We start from the raw sequence: 17,895 nt of genomic DNA on the forward strand, positions 1-17,895 counted from the left end.
GGGTGTGCTGGGCCCGGCCTAGGCCGGGCCCGCCGCCGGGACCTGGGTGCGCAGCAGCACCGGCAGGCGGGTCGTGCGGGGCTTCGCCGGAACCTCGGCGACGGCTCTCGCAAGGGCCTGTTCCACGCCGTGCACCACGGACAGATGCCGTTCCGCCCGGCCGAAGGCCGTGTACACCCAGGGGCGGGAGAGCGCCTGCGCCGCGTCCCCGGGCAGCACCGCGACCGCCGCGGACCACCGGCTGCCCACCGCCTGGTGTGCGGTCAGCGCCCACCCGTGCCGCACGGCCTGCTCCACCCGCTCCCTCGGTACGACGACGGAGGCGCCCGCGCACGTCAGGTGCAGCCCCTCCGCGTCGGCCGTCACCACCCGGCCCGGCACCGTACGGCCCGGCGCGGGGGAGTAGGCGATCCGGTCGCCGGGGTCGAAGCCGCCGAAGCGGCCGGGGCCCGGATTGAGCCGTTCCTTGAGGGCGGCGTTCAGCGCGCGCGTGCCGGCCGCGCCGCCGTGCCCCGGGGTGATCACCACCGTCTCCTCGGGCGCGATCCCGAAGGCGCGCGGCACCGAGTCGGCGACGAGCTGCACGGTGCGGTGCACGGCCTCGCCCGCGTCCCGCACCGGCACGATCACGATCTCCTTGCCGGGCGCGTCGACTTGGTTCAGCTCGCCGATGCCGACGCCGGAGACCAGCTCGCCGAGGGGCCCCGGATCGGGCGTGCGCGAGGCGACCTGGGGGCACACGCGGGCCGCGAGCAGGTCGGCGAAGACCCGGCCGGGACCGGCCGACCACAGCACCGCCGGATCCCCGCTGAGCACCAGCCGTGCGCCGTCCGGCAGCGACTCCGCCAGCATCGCGGCGCTCTCCACGTCCAGCTGCGGCGCGTCCAGCACGACCAGCAGATCGAGGGCGAAGGCTCCGTCGGCGTCCCGCCCGGGCCCTTCGGTGCCGGCCAGCAGACCGGGGACGGTCACGACGGTGCCGTCCGCCTCGCCCAGCAGGGCCGCGAACCGGCGCCGTCCGTCCGGTGTGTGGCAGGCCGCGACGGTGCGCAGGCCCAGCGTCCGGGCCGCGGTGAGCAGGGCCGCCGGTTCGGCGCGGGCGGCCTCGCCGCCGGTGTGCAGCACCAGAGGGTGCCCGGCGACGGCGCGGATCAGCTCGGCCGCGCTGCCGGACGCGTCGGCCGTCGCCGACTCCCACGCTGCCGAGGCCTCCTTGGCCAGGGAGTTGACCACGCGGGCCAGCGCGTCGGCGAGGCTCTCCTCCGCGAGCGCGTACCGCTCCAGACCCACCAGGACCCGGACCGGCCGGGCCTCCTCGCCCTCGTCGCCGCCCTCCTCGGCGCCCGCCGTCGGCTGCCCGGCTGCGGGCGCGTCCAGAGCGTCCTGGAAGACGAGGGCCTCGCCCTCGGCCAGCGTGCTCTGCACGGCCGCGTCCGCGTCCGGCACGGCCTGGCGGCCGAGGGCCGCGGTGAGCGTCGGCAGCTCCAGAGCGGTGTGCCCGGCCAGGGCGGCCTGCTCCAGCAGCCAGACCGTCACCGCGCGGCCGCGTCGTTCGTCGTCGGGCGCGCACTGCGGGCCGAGCAGCGCCCGGGCGAAACCGTCGGCCTGCTCGGGCCGCACGCCGGGGACGCGCAACAGCTGCCACGGGTCCTCGCGCAGCACGTCGCCTGCGCCCTCGCCGAGCGTGGCGGCGGCCTGCGGCGCGAGCGCCTCGGGCGCGCCGCCGTCGGCGAGCACGCGCCGTACGCCCTCGACCGTGTCCGCCGCCACGGGCGCCGGCCCGGCGTCGGGCTCGGCGGCCACCGGCTGCGGACGCCGTACCGGCTCCGGGGCCGGGCGGCGCGGGGCGGGTTGCGATGCGTCGAAGACGGTGGCCGCAGGCTTCGCGCCCCCCTCCACGGCACGGACGGCGGCCAGCAGGTCGGCGGCCTTCCCGGTGAGCCCCGCCCCGGCGGCGATGGGCTCCGCCTTCTCGGCCTTGCGCCGCTCGATCCGCTCCCGCTCGAGCTTCTGCGCGGCGAGCTCGGCCTGTGCCTCGGAGAGCTGCGCGGCGGCTTCCCCGTCACCGCCCTCGCCGTTCGCCGAAGCCGTTTCGTCGCCACCGCCCTCGCCACCGCTGTCGCCGCTGGCGTCGCTGGCGGCGGCATCGCCGTCGGTCCGGTCCGTGCTCTCCGGCTCTGTCTCCGTGGCAGGCGGCTCGCCGGCCGCGCCGCTCTCGGCGGTCGCCCCCGGCGTCGCCGGCCCGGCGTTCTCCGTGTTCTGTGGGGGAACCGGCTCCGTGCTCACAGCGTGCTCCAGTCGTGATCGGGATAGCGGTGCAGGGGCGCCGACACATCGTCGAGCGCCCGGCAGATCTCGTCAGGAAGACTAAGGGCCTCCACTGACAATGCCGCCGTGAGCTGCTGCGCGTTGCGTGCGCCGACGATCGGGGCGGCCACGCCCGGCCGGTCGCGGACCCAGGCGAGGGCGACCTGGAGCGGGGTCACCGCGAGCCCGTCCGCGGCGATCGCCACGGCGTCCACGATGCGGCTCGCGGTGTCGTCGAGGTAGGGCTCGACGAAGAGCCCGAAGTGGTCCGAGGCGCCGCGCGAGTCGGGCGGCAGGGCGTCGCCCCGGTACTTGCCGGTGAGGACGCCGCGGCCCAGCGGCGAGGAGGGCAGCAGGCCGATGCCCAGATCCAGCGCGGCCGGCAGCACCTCGCGCTCGATGCCGCGTTGCAGCAGCGAGTACTCCATCTGCGTCGCCGCCAGTCGCGTCCGGGAGGCCGGGGCGGCGAGCTGCCAGGTGGCCGCCTTGGCGAGCTGCCAGCCGCAGAAGTTGGCTACCCCGGCATAGCGGGCGCGGCCGCTGCCGACAGCGATGTCGAGGGCCTGCAGGGTCTCCTCCAGCGGGGTGTCCGGGTCGAAGGCGTGCACCTGCCACACATCGACGTAGTCCGTGCCGAGCCGGGCCAGCGAGGCGTCGAGGGCGGCGAGGAGATGGCCCCGCGAGCCGTCGAAGCGGCGGTTCGGGTCGGGCACGCTGCCCGCCTTCGTCGAGATGATCAGGTCCCGGCGCGGCACCAGGCCGTCTATGAGCCGCCCGAGCAGGTATTCGGCGTCCCCGTCGCCGTACACGTCGGCCGTGTCGACGAGGGTCCCGCCGGCCTCCCAGAACGTCTTCATGACGTCCGCGGCGTCGTGCTCGTCGGTGTCACGGCCCCAGGTCAGGGTGCCGAGCCCGATGCGGGACACACGCAGGCCGGTGCGGCCGAGATGCCTCTGCTCCATGAACGCCGAGATTACTGGCCAGAACTGGGCAGTGGGTTGCCTGTGGATAACCGAATCTTCGGGTGCGGGCCCCGCGCGACGGGACGGCGGCCTGACCCGGCGGCCGCCCGCGCGCTACTGTCTCCGCAACAGCGTCGTTACTGATCAGTAAGGGGAATCGGCCATGCAGCTCGGGATCAACCTCGGCTACTGGGGTGCCGGAATGGACGGCGACAACCTCGCCGTGGCCCAGGAGGCCGACCGCCTCGGATACGCCGTCTGCTGGGCCGCCGAGGCCTACGGGTCCGACGCGGCCACCGTCCTCACCTGGGTCGCCGCGCAGACCGAGCGGATCGACGTCGGCTCGGCCATCTTCCAGATCCCCGCGCGCCAGCCCGCGATGACCGCGATGACCGCCGCCACCCTCGACTCCCTCTCCGGCGGCCGTTTCCGCCTCGGCCTCGGCGTCTCCGGCCCACAGGTCTCCGAGGGCTGGTACGGCGTCAAGTTCGACAAGCCGCTCTCCCGCACACGCGAGTACGTCGAGATCGTCCGCAAGGCGATGACGCGGGAGCGTCTGTCGTACGACGGCGAGCACTGGACGCTGCCGCTGCCGGGCGGCCCGGGCAAGCCGATCAAGCTGACCGTGCACCCTGAGCGCGAGCACATCCCGCTGTACATCGCCGCCATCGGGCCGAAGAACCTGGAGCAGACCGGCGAGATCGCCGACGGCGCGCTGCTCATCTTCCCCTCCGCCGACCACCTGGAGGACACCGCGGTCAAGCACCTGCGGGCCGGGCGCGAGAAGGCCGGCAAGACCCTTGAGGGCTTCGACATCTGCCCGACGCTGCCGCTGGCCGTCGGCGACGACAAGGACGTCGAGCGGCTCGCCGACACCTTCCGCCCCTACACCGCGCTGTACGTCGGCGGCATGGGCAGCCGCAAGCAGAACTTCTACAACCAGCTCGCGCAGCGGATGGGGTACGAGGCGGCGGCCGCCGAGATCCAGGACAAGTACCTGTCCGGCGACAAGCAGGGCGCCGCGGCCGCGATCCCGCACGAGCTGATCGACCGGACGACGCTGCTGGGTTCGGCGGAGCGGATCGCCGACCGGATGAAGGCCTACGCGGCGGCCGGCGTCACCACCCTCACCCTCGCCCCGGCGGGCTTCACCCTCGACGAGCGTCTCGCCTCGCTGCGGGCGGGCGCGCAGGCCCTGGAGCTCGCCGGCCTGGCGTAGGAGGGGGAGTTTTCAGCGGCCGTGGTGGGGGCTCGGGGGTCTTCCCCGCCACGGCCGTCACGGGGAACAACGCGCCGGGACGCGCGCGGTTACGCCCTCGTCGTGCTTGGGGACGTCCGCCTTTTGGCGGAGTTGTCGGACACAGGTGTTGCGGCGTCTGCCGGGCCGCATTTGACTCGTTTGCATGCTTTCGGCGAAGAGTCTGTTCCAGGAGATCATCGACAACGACGAGTCCTTCGCGCTCTTCTGCTCCATCGCCGCCGGCGGTGAGTCGCAGGGCGGCTGGGAGAACGCCCGGATCGCCGCGCTGGTCCCGCACAGCGAACGCGACCTGGCCCCCAAGATCGCCCGCCACGGCGCCGACGAGGACAAACACGGGCGGATCTTCCACGCGCTGATGAGGAAGCGCGGCCTCGCACCCGTGCCCGTCCCGCCGGACAGCGACTACACGATGCTCCTGGAGCGGGACGGCATCGGCCTCGCCCACGACCGGCTCAGGACCGACCGGCCGCTGAGCGTGCAGGACGTCGTCGTCTACCTCGCCCACAGCCGGGTCACCGAACAGCGTGCCTCCGAGCAGATGGAGCTGCTGCGCAGGCACTTCGCCGACCACCCCGACCTCGGGCGCGCCGTGAAGATGATCTCCCACGACGAGGACAACCACCTCGCGTACTGCCACGAGGAACTGCTGCGCTTCGCGCGCGCGGGACACGGCCGCGTCATCCAGCGGACGCTGCGCGCGTGCGCGCTCGCCGAGATCCGGATCCATCGGGACGTCAGCCTGGCCGTCATGGCCCGCATGGGCCGCATCCTCGGCTGGCCCAGGGCCAGGTCGGCCGCCCTCGCGGCCGGCATCCACGCCCGGTACGCGTGGGAGCGGTTCGCGGGCTGGCGGCGGATGGTCTCCCTCACGATGCCCGAGCGCCGCGACGCGCTCGGCGGCCCGGCCGCCAAGACGCCCGAGTTCGCCTGAACCGGCCGAGCGCCCCGGCCTTCCTGCCGCTGAAGCCGACCGCGCCGCTGAAGCCCGTTGCCCGCTGGAGCCGTTGCGCCGCTTAGAGCCAGCCGCGCCGCTTGAACAGCCGGTACAGCACCACCTCAAGGCCGGCCATCAGCAGGATCACCGCCGGATACGACCACCACCAGTGCAGTTCGGGCATGTGTGTGAAGTTCATGCCGTAGATCCCCGCGATCATCGTGGGGACCGCGGCCATGGCCGCCCACGCGGAGATTTTCCGCATGTCGTCGTTCTGCCGGACGCTCATCTGCGCCAGATGCGCCGAGAGGACGTCCGACACCAGCCGGTCCAGTCCCTCGACGGCCTCGTTCACGCGCGTGAGGTGGTCGCTGACGTCGCGGAAGAACGGCTGCGCCTTCTCGTGGACGAACGGCACGCGCACGCCGAACAGGCCCCCGCCCGCGAGCCGGTCCAGCGGCTGCGCCAGCGGGCCCGTCGCCCGCCGGAACTCCAGGACCTGCCGCTTGAAGGAGTAGATCCGCGACGCCGTGTGCCGTGAGCCCCCGCCGGTCGGCGAGAACACCTCCGTCTCCAGCTCCTCCAGATCGGTCCCCAACTCGCCCGCCACCTCGACGTAGTGGTCGACCACGGCGTCGGCGATCGAGTAGAGCACCGCCGTAGGGCCGTGCCGGAGCATCTCGGGCTTCTCCTCCAGACGGTGTCGTACGTCCCCCAGGGGCGCCTCCTCGCCGTGCCGCACGGTCACCACGAACGAGTCGCCCACGAAGACCATGACCTCGCCGGAGGAGACGATGTCGCTCTTCGGCTCGTACCCCACGGGCTTGAGGACCATGAACAGCGAGTCGTCGTACACCTCCAGCTTGGGGCGCTGATGCGCGTTGAGGGCGTCCTCGACGGCCAGCGTGTGCAGCCCGAACTCCTCCGCGACCTGGTCGAACTCCGGCTCCGTGGGCTCGTACAGCCCGATCCAGACGAACGCGTCGCCCCCGCCCCGGCACTGCGCCAGGGCGTCGGAGAAGTCCGCGGGTCCCTCCGTGCGGCGCCCGTCGCGGTAGATGGCACAGTCGACGATCACGGAGCGCATTCTCCCGCCATACACCGGCAGCCGCACCCCGTGGTGCGCCTACGCTGGGCCGCATGCCCACGTTGATCCTCGTCCGGCACGGCCGGTCCACCGCCAACACCTCCGGAGTGCTCGCCGGCTGGACGCCCGGCGTCGCCCTCGACGAGCGCGGGGCCGCGCAGGCCGCCGCGCTGCCCGGCAGGCTGGAGGGGCTGCCGATCGCCGAGGTCGTCGCCAGCCCCCTGCAACGCTGCCAGGAGACGATTCAGCCCCTCCTCGACGCCCGCCCCGGCCTGCGCGCGCACAGCGACGAGCGGATCGGGGAGTGCCACTACGGCGACTGGTCCGGCCGCAAGCTCGCGGAGCTGATGGACGAGCCGCTGATGGAGGTCGTGCAGGCGCACCCCTCCGCGGCGGCCTTCCCCGGCGGCGAGTCCATGAGGGCCATGCAGACCCGTGCCGCCGAGGCGGTACGCGAGTGGAACGCGCGCGTGGAGCGCGACCACGGCGCCGACGCCGTCTATGTGATGTGCTCGCACGGCGACATCATCAAGTCGCTCGTCGCGGACGCGCTCGGACTTCATCTCGACCTCTTCCAGCGGATCTCTGTCGAACCGTGTTCCATCACCGCGATCCGTTACACCCGGCTGCGCCCCTTTCTCGTGCGCCTCGGCGACACCGGCGACTTCGCCTCGCTCGCGCCGCGCGAGGAACCCCCCGCCGGGGAGGCCGAGGTCGGGGGCGGTGCGGGCGCACCGTGATCGTCGGCCGCAGTAGGGTGAAGCGGTCCCTGTACGCGCGCGTACAGGCACGGACGTTCCCCCACCGCTTTCCCGACCCACGATGACCCACGATTCCCATGGAGACAGGACGTGTCCCGTCAGGTGTTCCTCTACGACCCCCCGGACCGCTTCGTGGCCGGTACGGTCGGACTGCCCGGGCGCCGTACCTTCTTCCTCCAGGCCACCGCCGGCGCCCGCGTGACCAGCGTGGCCCTGGAGAAGACCCAGGTCGCCGCTCTCGCCGAGCGCATGGACGAACTGCTGGACGAGGTCGTACGACGTAGCGGCGGCAGCGCCCCGGTGCCCGCCGTGTCGCCCGCCGAGAACACCGACACGGCGCCCCTCGACACCCCGATCGAGGAGGAGTTCCGGGTCGGCACCATGGCCCTCGCCTGGGACGGCGAGGAGCAGCGCATGATCGTCGAGGCGCAGGCCCTCGTGGAGCTCGACGCGGACTCCGAGGAGGATCTCGCCGAGGCCGAGGAAAAGCTCCTTCAGGACGAGGAGAACGGGCCCCCGATGCTGCGGGTCCGGCTCACCGGCGCGCAGGCGAGAGCCTTCGCCAAGCGAGCCCTCGACGTCGTCAACGCCGGCCGGCCGCCGTGCCCGCTGTGCAGCCTCCCGCTCGACCCGGAAGGACACGTATGTCCGCGCCAGAACGGATACCGCCGGGGGGCGTGACGGCCACCGACCCCGCCTCCGCCGCATCGTACGAACTCCTCGCGCACGGCGAGCTCACCGTCCGCGGACGCATCCGCGACGCCTCCAACGCGGCTCTGTACTGCACTGTCACGAGGGAGGGCCGCGAGGCCGCCTGCGTCTACAAGCCGGTCGCAGGGGAGAGACCCCTGTGGGACTTCCCCGACGGCACCCTCGCCCAGCGCGAGGTCGCCGCCTACGAGGTCTCCGAGGCGACCGGCTGGGGCCTCGTCCCGCCCACCGTGCTGCGCGAGGGGCCGTACGGCGAGGGCATGTGCCAGCTGTGGATCGAGACGGCCCCCGAAGCCGAACTGCTCGCCCTCGTGGACGGGGAGGAGCCCGAGCCCGGCTGGAAGGCGATCGGCTTCGCCGAGGTCGGCGAGGGCCGCACCGCGCTGCTGGTGCACGCCGACGACGAACGGCTGCGCCGGCTCGCCGTCCTCGACGCGGTGATCAACAACGCCGACCGCAAGGGCGGCCACCTGCTGCCCACCGCCGACGGCCGGCTCTACGGCATCGACCACGGCGTCACCTTCAACGCCGAGAACAAGCTGCGCACGCTCCTGTGGGGCTGGGCGGGGGAGCCCCTGACCGCTGAGGCCGTCGCGGCCCTCAAGGCCCTCACCGGCGCCCTGGAGCCCGGCGGGCGGCTGGCCGTCACCCTGGCCGCGCTCATCACCCCCGCCGAACTCGACGCCACGCGCGCGCGTGCCGGGGCGCTGCTCGACTCCGGGAAGCATCCGGAGCCGAGCGGAGAGTGGCCGGCGATCCCCTGGCCCCCGGTGTAACCCCGGGCGCAGCCCCCGGTGTAGAGACATCGCTCACATCGGCCGGAACCGCGCAAGAGCGCCTTCCCGGCCATCCGGCCTGCTCCGGTTCGTATACGCAACTTCCGTCCGGTTAGGCTCATGACATGCATGCCTGGCCCGCTTCCGAGGTCCCCGCCCTGCCTGGTCAGGGCCGCGACCTGAGGATCCACGACACCGCGACCGGCGGTCTGGTCTCCCTCGACCCCGGTCCCGTCGCCCGTATCTACGTCTGCGGCATCACGCCGTACGACGCGACCCACATGGGTCACGCGGCGACCTACAACGCGTTCGACCTCGTTCAGCGCGTGTGGCTCGACACCAAGCGGCAGGTCCACTACGTCCAGAACGTCACCGACGTCGACGACCCGCTGCTGGAGCGGGCCGAACGCGACGGCGTCGACTGGGTCGCCCTCGCCGAGAAGGAGACCACCCTCTTCCGTGAGGACATGACGGCCCTGCGGATGCTCCCGCCGCAGCACTACATAGGCGCCGTCGAGGCGATACCCGGCATCGTCCCGCTCGTCGAGCGGCTGCGGGACGCGGGCGCCGCCTACGACCTCGATGGCGACATCTACTTCTCCGTCGAGTCCGACCCGAACTTCGGCAAGGTCTCGAACCTCGACGCCGCAGCCATGCGGCTGCTGTCCGCCGAGCGCGGCGGCGACCCGGACCGCCCGGGCAAGAAGAACCCGCTCGACCCGATGCTGTGGATGGCCGCCCGCGAGGGCGAGCCCAGCTGGGACGGCGGCTCGCTCGGCCGTGGCCGGCCCGGCTGGCACATCGAGTGCGTGGCCATCGCCCTCGACCACCTCGGGATGGGCTTCGACGTCCAGGGCGGCGGCTCCGACCTCGCCTTCCCGCACCACGAGATGGGCGCCTCCCACGCCCAGGTGCTGACCGGCGAGTTCCCCATGGCCAAGGCGTACGTCCACGCCGGCATGGTCGCTCTCGACGGCGAGAAGATGTCCAAGTCCAAGGGCAACCTCGTCTTCGTCTCCCAGCTGCGCCGGGACGGCGTCGACCCCGCCGCCATCCGCCTCACCCTCCTCGCCCACCACTACCGGGCCGACTGGGAGTGGACCGACCAGGTCCTCATCGACGCCGAGGCCCGCCTGGAGCGCTGGCGGGCCGCTGTTTCCCGGCCCGACGGGCCGCCCGCCGAGGTGCTCGTCGACGAGATCCGCGAGGCCCTCGCCCACGACCTCGACGCCCCGGCCGCACTGGCCGCCGTCGACCGTTGGGCCGCGCTCCAGCAGGAGCAGGGCGGCACGGACATCGGCGCCCCCGGCGTCGTGTCCCGGGCCGTGGACGCACTGCTGGGCGTGGCGCTCTGACGCAGCAGGGGCGGTGCGCGTCGGCGCACCGCCCCTGCCAGGTCTGCCAGGCATTTCGGCCCGTTCAGTCCTCCGACGAATCGTCCTCGTCGGAGGAGTCGGCGGAGTCGCCGATCTCCCCGATCTCCCCGACTTCACCGATCGGCTTCGGTGGCTTCGGGGGGCGGGTGCGCTCACCCGGGTCGGGCGGTCCGCCGCCGTCCCGTCGCCGCAGATACCGCTCGAACTCACGGGCGATCGCCTCGCCCGACGCCTCCGGCAGCTCCGCGGTGTCCCGGGCCTCCTCCAGCGTCTGCACGTACTCGGCGACCTCGGTGTCCTCGGCGGCCAGCTGGTCCACGCCCACCTGCCAGGCGCGCGCGTCCTCGGGCAGCTCGCCCAGCGGGATGCGCACGTCGATCAGGTCCTCCAGACGGTTGAGGAGGGCCAGCGTCGCCTTCGGGTTCGGCGGCTGCGAGACGTAGTGCGGCACAGCCGCCCAGAGGCTGACCGCGGGCACTCCCGCGTGCGTGCACGCCTCCTGCAGGACGCCGACGATGCCCGTGGGGCCCTCGTACTTGGTCTCCTCCAGGTCCATCCGCTGCGCCAGGTCCGCGTCCGACGTCGTCCCGCTGATCGGCACCGGACGCGTGTGCGGGGTGTCACCGAGCAGGGCGCCCAGGATGACGACCAGCTCCACGCCCAACTCGTGCGCAAAACCCAGCAGCTCGTTGCAGAACGAACGCCAGCGCATGGACGGCTCGATACCGCGCACCAGCACCAGGTCGCGGGGTTTCTCGCCGCCGACCCGGACGACCGACAGCCTCGTGGTCGGCCACGTGATCTTGCGCACGCCGGCGTCCATCCACACCGTGGGACGGTTCACCTGGAAGTCGTAGTAGTCCTCGGCGTCCAGCGCCGCGAACACCTCGCCCTTCCACTCCCGCTCCAGGTGCCCGACCGCGGTGGAGGCGGCGTCGCCGGCATCGTTCCAGCCCTCGAACGCGGCCACCATGACCGGGTCGATCAGCTCGGGAACCCCCTCGAGCTCGATCACCCAGTGCCTCCTTCCGACGTGCCCTCGCTTGACCACCCAACCTTACGGCGTTCTGCTGGGGCGCCCGCAGCCCCCTTGCACGGGGGAGTGAACGGATCACTGCCCCGTTCGCCACCCCCGAACACCCCCACCGGGTGCCTGTCAGAGCGAGGACCGCAACCACTGCTCCACGCTCGCGATGTGCACCGTCGCCCACGAGCGTGCCGCCTCCGCGTCCCGGTCGCGCAGGGCCGCCAGGATCGCCCGGTGCTCGCGCAGCGTGCCGGAGACGGCGTCCTCCTGCGTCAGACCGCGCCAGATCCGGGCCCGGGTGGTGGGCCCGGACAGCCCGTCGAGCAGCGAGCACAGCACCGAGTTGCCGGCGCTCTGCACGATGCCCCGGTGGAACTCCAGGTCGCAGGCGACCAGTTCCTCGACCGACGGATTCGCGCCGAGCTTGTCCAACTGGGATTCCAGTGCGTCCAGTTGCTGCTCGCTGATGCGCAGCGAGGCCATCGCGGTCGCGGCCGGCTCCAGGATGCGGCGCACCGCCAGGAACTCCAGGACGGTGTCGTCGCGGTGGAAGTCGACGACGAAACTCAGCGCCTCCAGGAGCAGTTGCGGGTCGAGGCTGGTGACGTACGTGCCGTCGCCCTGACGCACGTCCAGGATCCGGATCAGCGACAGGGCGCGCACCGCCTCGCGCAGGGAGTTGCGGGAAAGGCCCAGCTCGGCGGCCAGTTCACTCTCCTTGGGCAGCCGCTCCCCGGGGCGCAGCGCACCCGAGACGATCATGCCCTTGATCTTCTCGATCGCCTCGTCGGTGACTGCCATGACCGGCCTCCCTGTCGCTCATCGCCCAGACATCGGATCCAGACATCGGATGTCTCAGTGGCCATTATGGGGGCAGATCGGAGCGGCGCCGCCAGATTCGCGATCGCCGCTCTCCGGACGCCTGCTCGATCGTCTCGAACTGTGGTTCGCCCAGGTCATGTGCGGTGGCCGACACCACCGGAACATCAGGAGTGTCCCGAAATGCCCCAGGAGCTGCGTGCGGTCCAGTGGACGGGAACCGCCTCGCGCTGCTCCAGGGCGACCGCGAGGGCTGGACGCGGGCGAAGGTCGGCCGGGACCGCCCGCTGCGGATCCTGACGCACTGCGACACCGGCGCGCTCGCCACCGCCGGCTGGGACACCGCCCTCGGCGTCACCCCCGGCCTGCTGGTGACCGCACTGGTCACCGAGCGGGGCGTGTGGGAACGCGATCAGCGCCGGGTGAGCTCCAACTCCAGCAGCCACTCGACCACTTCGGTGTGGTGCAGCGTCCTGAAGGGGCGCGGGCCTGTATCGATCCCCGGCTCCGCCGCGTGGGCGCGCCCAGCCCCCATGCCCCACGCCCCTTCAGGCGAAATACAACCCCTTACTTCTTGTCGAGCAGATCCTGAACCTTGCTGCGGACCTCGTCCGTGGCAAGCCCCCGGATCGTCAGCGTCGTACGCCGCCGCAGCACGTCATCCGGCGTCTGTGCCCACTCGTTGTCCCGCGCGTACACGACCTGCGCCCAGATCTCCGGAGCGTCGGGGTGAACCCGCCCGCCCAGCTCCGGGTTCTCGTTCGCCAGCCGCGCGATGTCGAAGGCCAGCGAGCCGTAGTGCGTCGCCAGGTGCTTCGCCGTGTCGGCGGCCATCCGCGGACCGGGCGCCGGGTTGTCGACCAGCAGCCGGTGCGCGACCGCACGCGGGTTCGCGACCCCCGGCAGCGGCAGCTTCTTCGGCAGCGAGGAGATCGGCTCGAAGTCGTCGCCCAGCGGAGCGCCCGGCAGCGCCTCCAGCTTCTTCATCACCGTACGGCCGATGTGCCGGAACGTCGTCCACTTGCCGCCCGCGACGGACAGCATGCCGCCACGTCCTTCCGTGACCACGGTCTCGCGCTTGGCCTTCGCCGTGTCGCCGGGGCCGCCCGGCAGTACCCGCAGACCCGCGAACGAGTAGGTGATGAGGTCCCGGGACAGCTGCTGGTCGCGGATGGAGAACGCGGCCTCGTCGAGTATCTGGGCGGTGTCCTTCTCGGTGACCGAGACATCCGCCGGGTCGCCCTCGAACTCCTCGTCGGTGGTGCCGAGCAGCAGCATGTCCTCCCAGGGGAGGGCGAAGGTGATGCGGTACTTGTCGATGGGGGTCGCGAGCGCGGCCTTCCAGGGGGCGGTGCGCTTCAGGACCAGGTGCGCGCCCTTGGACAGGCGGATGGACGGGGCCGCGTTCGGGTCCTCCATCTTGCGCAGGTGGTCGACCCAGGGGCCGGTCGCGTTCAGGACGAGACGGGCGTCGACGCCGAACTCGTCGCCGGACGTGCGATCGCGCAGTTCGGCGCCCGTCACCCGGCCCTTGGTGAACCGCAGCCCGGTCACCTCGGCGTGGTTGAGGACCACCGCGCCCGCCTCGACGGCCGCGCGGACCGTCATCAGCGCCATGCGCGCGTCGTTCATCTGGTCGTCGCCGTACACGGCCACGGCCTTGAGGTTGTCGGTGCGCAGCTCGGGCACGTCCTGCGCGGCCTTGGCCGGGGACAGGAGGTGGCCGACGCCGTCGCCGAACGCCGACAACGCGGAGTAGGCGAAGACGCCCGCCCCGAGCTTCGCCGCGCCGTGCGGCCCGCCCTTGTACACGGGGAGGTAGAACGTGAGCGGGTTCGCCAGATGGGGGGCCACCTGACGGGAGACCGCACGGCGCTCGAAGTGGTTCTCCGCGACCAGCTTCACCGCGCCGGTCTGCAGATAGCGCAGACCGCCGTGGAGCAGCTTGGAGGAGGCGGAGGAGGTGGCGCCGGCGAAGTCGCCGGCGTCGACCAGGGCCACCCTGAGGCCGGACTGCGCGGCGTGCCAGGCGGTGGAGATGCCCAGGATGCCGCCGCCGATGACGAGGAGGTCGTACGACGCCTTGGAGAGCTGCTCCCGGGTCTCGGCACGGCTCGGGTTCGAGCCGGACGCCGGGTGCGTCCCCAGGGCAGGCACGGACTGCAGGGTGGACTGACTGGTCATGTGGGGTTCTTACTCCTCGTCAGTTTTCGTCTTCGATCCAGCCCATGGTCCGCTCCACGGCCTTGAGCCAGCTCTTGTACTCACGGTCGCGGGCGTCCGCGTCCATGCGGGGGGTCCACTCGGCGGCCCGCCGCCAGTTGGCGCGCAGGTCGTCGGTGCTGGTCCAGAAGCCGACGGCGAGACCGGCGGCGTAGGCGGCGCCGAGGCAGGTGGTCTCGGCGACCATCGGGCGCACCACGGGGGCGTCCAGGAAGTCCGAGAGCGTCTGCATCAGCAGGTTGTTGGAGGTCATGCCGCCGTCGACCTTGAGGGCCGCGAGCTCGACGCCGGAGTCCTTCGTCATGGCGTCGGTGATCTCACGGGTCTGCCAGGCGGTGGCCTCCAGGACGGCGCGCGCCAGGTGCGCCTTGGTGACGTACCGGGTGAGGCCGGCGATCACACCGCGGGCGTCGGAGCGCCAGTACGGGGCGAACAGACCGGAGAAGGCCGGCACGAAGTAGGCGCCGCCGTTGTCCTCGACGGAGAGCGCGAGCGTCTCGATCTCGGCGGCGGTGGAGATCAGGCCCATCTGGTCGCGCATCCACTGCACCAGCGAACCGGTGACGGCGATCGAGCCCTCGAGGGCGTAGACCGGGGCGTCCTCGCCGATGCGGTAGCCGACGGTGGTGAGCAGACCGGAGTAGGAGTTGATGATCTTCTCACCGGTGTTCATGAGCATGAACGTGCCGGTGCCGTACGTCGACTTGGCCTCGCCCTCGGCGAAACAGGTCTGGCCGAACAGGGCCGCCTGCTGGTCGCCGAGCGCGGACGCGACCGGGATGCCGCCGAGCAGGTCGCCCAGCTTGCCGCCGGTGACCTCGCCGTAGACCTCGGCGGAGGAGCGGATCTCGGGGAGCATCGACAGCGGGACGCCGATGGACTCGGCGATCTTCTCGTCCCACTCCAGCGTGTGGAGGTTCATGAGCAGGGTGCGGGAGGCGTTGGTGACGTCGGTGACGTGGTGGCCGCCGTTGACACCGCCGGTCAGGTTCCAGATGACCCAGCTGTCCATGGTGCCGAAGAGGATGTCGCCGGCCTCGGCGCGCTCGCGCAGGCCCTCGACGTTGTCCAGCAGCCAGCGGGCCTTGGGTCCGGCGAAGTAGGAGGCCAGCGGCAGACCCGTCTCGCGGCGGAAGCGGTCCTGGCCGACGTTGCGGCCGAGCTCCTTGCAGAGCGCGTCGGTGCGGGTGTCCTGCCAGACGATCGCGTTGTGGACGGGCTCACCGGTGTTCTTGTCCCACAGCAGCGTGGTCTCACGCTGGTTGGTGATGCCGATGGCCTTGATGTCGTCACGGGTGATGCCGGCCTTCTCGATGGCTCCGGCGACGACTTCCTGGACGTTGGTCCAGATCTCGTTGGCGTTGTGCTCGACCCAGCCCGGCTTCGGGAAGATCTGCTCGTGCTCCTTCTGGTCGACGGAGACGATCCGGCCGTCCCGGTCGAAGACGATGCAGCGGGAGGAGGTGGTGCCCTGGTCGATGGCGGCGATGAACGGGCCGGCGGTGTGCGCGTCGGTCACTGTGTGCTCCTGGGGTTCCGTGGTTGAGGGGGCTGTCTTTACGGCGCTGCTGACTACAGGGTGTGGCTGGTGCTCTTAAGCAAAAGCGACGTTGTAGATGCCTGCAGCGATCGCGCCGCCGATCAGCGGGCCGACCACCGGGATCCAGGCGTAGCTCCAGTCGGAGCCGCCCTTGTTGGGCAGGGGCAGGAGAGCGTGCACGATGCGCGGACCGAGGTCACGGGCCGGGTTGATCGCGTAGCCGGTCGGGCCGCCGAGGGACAGACCGATCGAGACGACGACGAGCGCGGTGATCAGGGCGCCCAGGTTGCCGAGGCCGTTGCCCTTGTCGTTGAGGCCCTGAGTGAGGACGGCCAGCACCAGCACGATGGTGCCGATGATCTCCGTGGCCAGGTTCTGCCAGACGACGCGGATCTCCGGACCGGTGGAGAAGATGCCCAGGACCGGGCCGGCGCCCTGTTCCTGCGCCTCGACGGCCTTGACCTTCGTGGACTGCGCGCCCGGACCGCCGACGATCTCCTTGTCGGTGAGGTGCGCGTGGAACTGGCCGTAGTAGGCGACCCAGACCAGGGTGGCGCCGATGGCGGCGCCGAGCAGCTGTCCGCCCCAGTAGACCGGAACGTTGCTCCAGTCGTCGTCCTTGATCGCGAGTGCGAGGGTGACCGCCGGGTTGAGGTGGGCGCCGGAGAGGGGCGCCGAGGTGTAGACGGCCGTCAGAACGGCGAAACCCCACCCGAAGGTGATGGCGAGCCAGCCGGCGTTGCGGGCCTTGGAGGCCTTCAGCGTCACGGCGGCGCAGACGCCGCCGCCGAGCAGGATGAGTATGGCGGTACCGATGGTCTCGCCGATGAAGATGTCGGAGCTGGACACCCGCGACTCCTTTGTCCTTCGTCCAGGGAAGCCGAACCCCGGGTCCCGCCGGGGGTTCGAGCGCCCTCGGGGTGAGAGCGATGCCGGCCTTTGGCGTTGTCACACTCTAGCGCGTATTGCCGTTAGGTGTTCGACAATGCCGACCGATGGACGGGAGTCTTGCTCCGGCGTTACGTGTGCGTCAAGAGTGCTGTTGTCGAAAACTCGATCGTTATTGATCGATGCGAGTTATCGATCTTCGGGCTGGTGCGCACCCTCTCGCCCTTTTTGTTCATATACGAGGATGTTTCAGCGTATGCCAGGGGCCGGAGCGGCGTCCTGCCGTCCCGGCCTGCTCTCACGGACTTCTCAGGTGCCCGCCCGGGTTGCCCGCCCGGCTGCCTGCTCAGGCCTGCGCGGGCGCCCGCTCGGGGGCCCGCTCGGCGGCCTTCGCGCGTGCTTTCCGGGTGCTGCGGTTCGTTCAGAAGCGCCCGGCGCCCAGGTCCCGCGACACCGCGCGGGCGCAGTCGCGCACCGCCGCGATCAGCTCGGGGCGCAGCTCGCCGTCCCGGCCCAGGCGTTCCACGGCGCCCGTGACGCCGACCGCGCCGACGGGCATGCGCCGCCGGTCGTGGATCGGCGCCGCGATGGAGGCCACGCCCTCCCAGGTCTCCTCCACGTCGGCCGCGTACCCGCGCGCGCGGGTGAGGTCGAGGATGTGCTCGAAGGCCTCCGGCTCGCACACCGTACGGTCCGTGAACGGCTTGCGCTCGGCCTCCAGGGCCTCGCTGTGCGCGACGGGATCGTAGGCCGACAGCACCTTGCCCAGGGCCGTGGAGTGCAACGGCTGCATGGCGCCGATCTCCAGCACCTGCCGGCTGTCGTCGGGCCGGAAGACGTGGTGCACGATCAGCACGCCGTGCTGGTGCAGCACCCCCAGGTGCACGCTCTCGCCGCTGGAACGGGCCAGGTCGTCCGTCCACACCAGGGCACGCGCGCGCAGCTCGTGCACGTCCAGGTAGGTGGTGCCCAGGCGCAGCAGCTCCGCGCCCAGCTGATAGCGCCCGGAGGCGTCGTCCTGCTCCACGAAGCCCTCCTGCTGGAGGGTGCGCAGGATGCCGTGGGCGGTGCCCTTGGCCAGGCCCGTGGACGAGGCGATGTCCGACAGGCCCAGGCGTCGCTCGCCGCCCGCGAGCAGCCGCAGCATCGCGGCCGCACGTTCGACCGACTGGATGTTCCGTGCCATCGCCGTCCCGCCTCCGTCCCCTCGACCGACCACGCGC

The 17,895-nt window shown here is 71.9% G+C and carries 16 protein-coding genes; 6 read left to right on the forward strand and 10 right to left on the reverse strand.

Features of this window, described 5'->3' with window-relative positions:
- Nucleotides 1–18: 18 nt before the first annotated feature.
- Nucleotides 19–2,286 carry a helix-hairpin-helix domain-containing protein gene (locus ACZ5SK_RS15855; RefSeq protein WP_334583381.1) on the reverse strand — a complete coding sequence of 756 codons (2,268 nt, stop codon included), beginning with the start codon at nucleotides 2,284–2,286 and terminating at the stop codon, nucleotides 19–21.
- The gene (locus ACZ5SK_RS15860; protein ID WP_334583380.1) at nucleotides 2,283–3,269 is read right to left on the reverse strand and encodes an aldo/keto reductase; all 987 of its coding nucleotides are present in this window, start codon (nucleotides 3,267–3,269) and stop codon (nucleotides 2,283–2,285) included. Before ACZ5SK_RS15860 ends, ACZ5SK_RS15855 begins: the two co-directional genes overlap by 4 nt.
- 163 nt (nucleotides 3,270–3,432) lie before the next feature.
- Between ACZ5SK_RS15860 and ACZ5SK_RS15865 the strand changes: the two genes are divergently transcribed.
- A complete protein-coding gene (locus ACZ5SK_RS15865; protein ID WP_361701730.1) occupies nucleotides 3,433–4,488 on the forward strand; it encodes an LLM class F420-dependent oxidoreductase in 1,056 nt (351 codons plus the stop codon).
- A gap of 184 nt (nucleotides 4,489–4,672) precedes the next feature.
- Nucleotides 4,673–5,461, forward strand: a complete 789-nt coding sequence (locus ACZ5SK_RS15870; protein WP_334583378.1) for a ferritin-like domain-containing protein — start codon at nucleotides 4,673–4,675, stop codon at nucleotides 5,459–5,461.
- A gap of 82 nt (nucleotides 5,462–5,543) precedes the next feature.
- On the opposite strand, the gene corA is transcribed toward ACZ5SK_RS15870, so the two are convergent.
- Entirely contained in the window at nucleotides 5,544–6,542 is a 999-nt protein-coding gene (gene corA / locus ACZ5SK_RS15875; RefSeq protein ID WP_334583377.1) for a magnesium/cobalt transporter CorA, read from the reverse strand.
- A 62-nt stretch (nucleotides 6,543–6,604) separates the two neighbouring features.
- Here corA and ACZ5SK_RS15880 point away from each other — a divergent pair, with 62 nt between their 5' ends.
- The 4 genes from ACZ5SK_RS15880 (at nucleotide 6,605) to mshC (ending at nucleotide 10,154) form a co-directional block, all read left to right on the forward strand.
- A complete protein-coding gene (locus ACZ5SK_RS15880; protein WP_079663334.1) occupies nucleotides 6,605–7,291 on the forward strand; it encodes a histidine phosphatase family protein in 687 nt (228 codons plus the stop codon).
- A 111-nt stretch (nucleotides 7,292–7,402) separates the two neighbouring features.
- Entirely contained in the window at nucleotides 7,403–7,993 is a 591-nt protein-coding gene (locus tag ACZ5SK_RS15885) for a DUF3090 domain-containing protein (protein ID WP_319674017.1), read from the forward strand.
- Entirely contained in the window at nucleotides 7,957–8,799 is an 843-nt protein-coding gene (locus tag ACZ5SK_RS15890) for an SCO1664 family protein (protein ID WP_334583376.1), read from the forward strand. Before ACZ5SK_RS15885 ends, ACZ5SK_RS15890 begins: the two co-directional genes overlap by 37 nt.
- 125 nt (nucleotides 8,800–8,924) lie before the next feature.
- A complete protein-coding gene (gene mshC / locus ACZ5SK_RS15895; RefSeq protein WP_334583375.1) occupies nucleotides 8,925–10,154 on the forward strand; it encodes a cysteine--1-D-myo-inosityl 2-amino-2-deoxy-alpha-D-glucopyranoside ligase in 1,230 nt (409 codons plus the stop codon).
- A gap of 64 nt (nucleotides 10,155–10,218) precedes the next feature.
- Here mshC and ACZ5SK_RS15900 read toward each other — a convergent pair whose 3' ends face one another.
- The 7 genes from ACZ5SK_RS15900 to ACZ5SK_RS15930 all read right to left on the reverse strand — a co-directional run bounded on the left by ACZ5SK_RS15900 (nucleotide 10,219) and on the right by ACZ5SK_RS15930 (nucleotide 17,858).
- Nucleotides 10,219–11,190, reverse strand: a complete 972-nt coding sequence (locus tag ACZ5SK_RS15900) for a PAC2 family protein (RefSeq protein WP_319335225.1) — start codon at nucleotides 11,188–11,190, stop codon at nucleotides 10,219–10,221.
- A gap of 141 nt (nucleotides 11,191–11,331) precedes the next feature.
- Complete coding sequence (locus ACZ5SK_RS15905; protein ID WP_334583374.1) at nucleotides 11,332–12,003, reverse strand: FadR/GntR family transcriptional regulator; 672 nt, start codon at nucleotides 12,001–12,003, stop codon at nucleotides 11,332–11,334.
- Between the two features lie 430 nt (nucleotides 12,004–12,433).
- Nucleotides 12,434–12,556, reverse strand: a complete 123-nt coding sequence (locus ACZ5SK_RS15910; protein WP_334583373.1) for a hypothetical protein — start codon at nucleotides 12,554–12,556, stop codon at nucleotides 12,434–12,436.
- A 32-nt stretch (nucleotides 12,557–12,588) separates the two neighbouring features.
- Nucleotides 12,589–14,205 (reverse strand): glycerol-3-phosphate dehydrogenase/oxidase, encoded by a 1,617-nt coding sequence (locus ACZ5SK_RS15915; protein WP_334583372.1) that lies wholly within the window; start codon nucleotides 14,203–14,205, stop codon nucleotides 12,589–12,591.
- A 19-nt stretch (nucleotides 14,206–14,224) separates the two neighbouring features.
- Nucleotides 14,225–15,763, reverse strand: a complete 1,539-nt coding sequence (gene glpK / locus ACZ5SK_RS15920; protein WP_334583371.1) for a glycerol kinase GlpK — start codon at nucleotides 15,761–15,763, stop codon at nucleotides 14,225–14,227.
- Between the two features lie 75 nt (nucleotides 15,764–15,838).
- On the reverse strand, nucleotides 15,839–16,633 hold the full coding sequence (locus tag ACZ5SK_RS15925) for an MIP/aquaporin family protein (RefSeq protein ID WP_079663356.1): 795 nt from the start codon (nucleotides 16,631–16,633) through the stop codon (nucleotides 15,839–15,841).
- A gap of 460 nt (nucleotides 16,634–17,093) precedes the next feature.
- Nucleotides 17,094–17,858, reverse strand: a complete 765-nt coding sequence (locus tag ACZ5SK_RS15930) for an IclR family transcriptional regulator (protein WP_334583370.1) — start codon at nucleotides 17,856–17,858, stop codon at nucleotides 17,094–17,096.
- Nucleotides 17,859–17,895 lie beyond the last annotated feature (37 nt).

Source organism: Streptomyces sp. NPDC031474 (genome assembly GCF_055581185.1).

Bases quoted from the DNA above. Each gene is read 5' to 3' on its own strand.
- ACZ5SK_RS15860 (WP_334583380.1), bottom strand. From the start codon at position 3,269: ATGGAGCAGAGGCATCTCGGCCGCACCGGCCTGCGTGTGTCCCGCATC.
- ACZ5SK_RS15915 (WP_334583372.1), bottom strand. From the start codon at position 14,205: ATGACCAGTCAGTCCACCCTGCAGTCCGTGCCTGCCCTGGGGACGCAC.
- ACZ5SK_RS15865 (WP_361701730.1), top strand. From the start codon at position 3,433: ATGCAGCTCGGGATCAACCTCGGCTACTGGGGTGCCGGAATGGACGGC.
- ACZ5SK_RS15930 (WP_334583370.1), bottom strand. From the start codon at position 17,858: ATGGCACGGAACATCCAGTCGGTCGAACGTGCGGCCGCGATGCTGCGG.
- ACZ5SK_RS15880 (WP_079663334.1), top strand. From the start codon at position 6,605: ATGCCCACGTTGATCCTCGTCCGGCACGGCCGGTCCACCGCCAACACC.
- ACZ5SK_RS15905 (WP_334583374.1), bottom strand. From the start codon at position 12,003: ATGGCAGTCACCGACGAGGCGATCGAGAAGATCAAGGGCATGATCGTC.
- mshC (WP_334583375.1), top strand. From the start codon at position 8,925: ATGCATGCCTGGCCCGCTTCCGAGGTCCCCGCCCTGCCTGGTCAGGGC.
- ACZ5SK_RS15870 (WP_334583378.1), top strand. From the start codon at position 4,673: ATGCTTTCGGCGAAGAGTCTGTTCCAGGAGATCATCGACAACGACGAG.
- ACZ5SK_RS15910 (WP_334583373.1), bottom strand. From the start codon at position 12,556: ATGGGGGCTGGGCGCGCCCACGCGGCGGAGCCGGGGATCGATACAGGC.
- ACZ5SK_RS15890 (WP_334583376.1), top strand. From the start codon at position 7,957: ATGTCCGCGCCAGAACGGATACCGCCGGGGGGCGTGACGGCCACCGAC.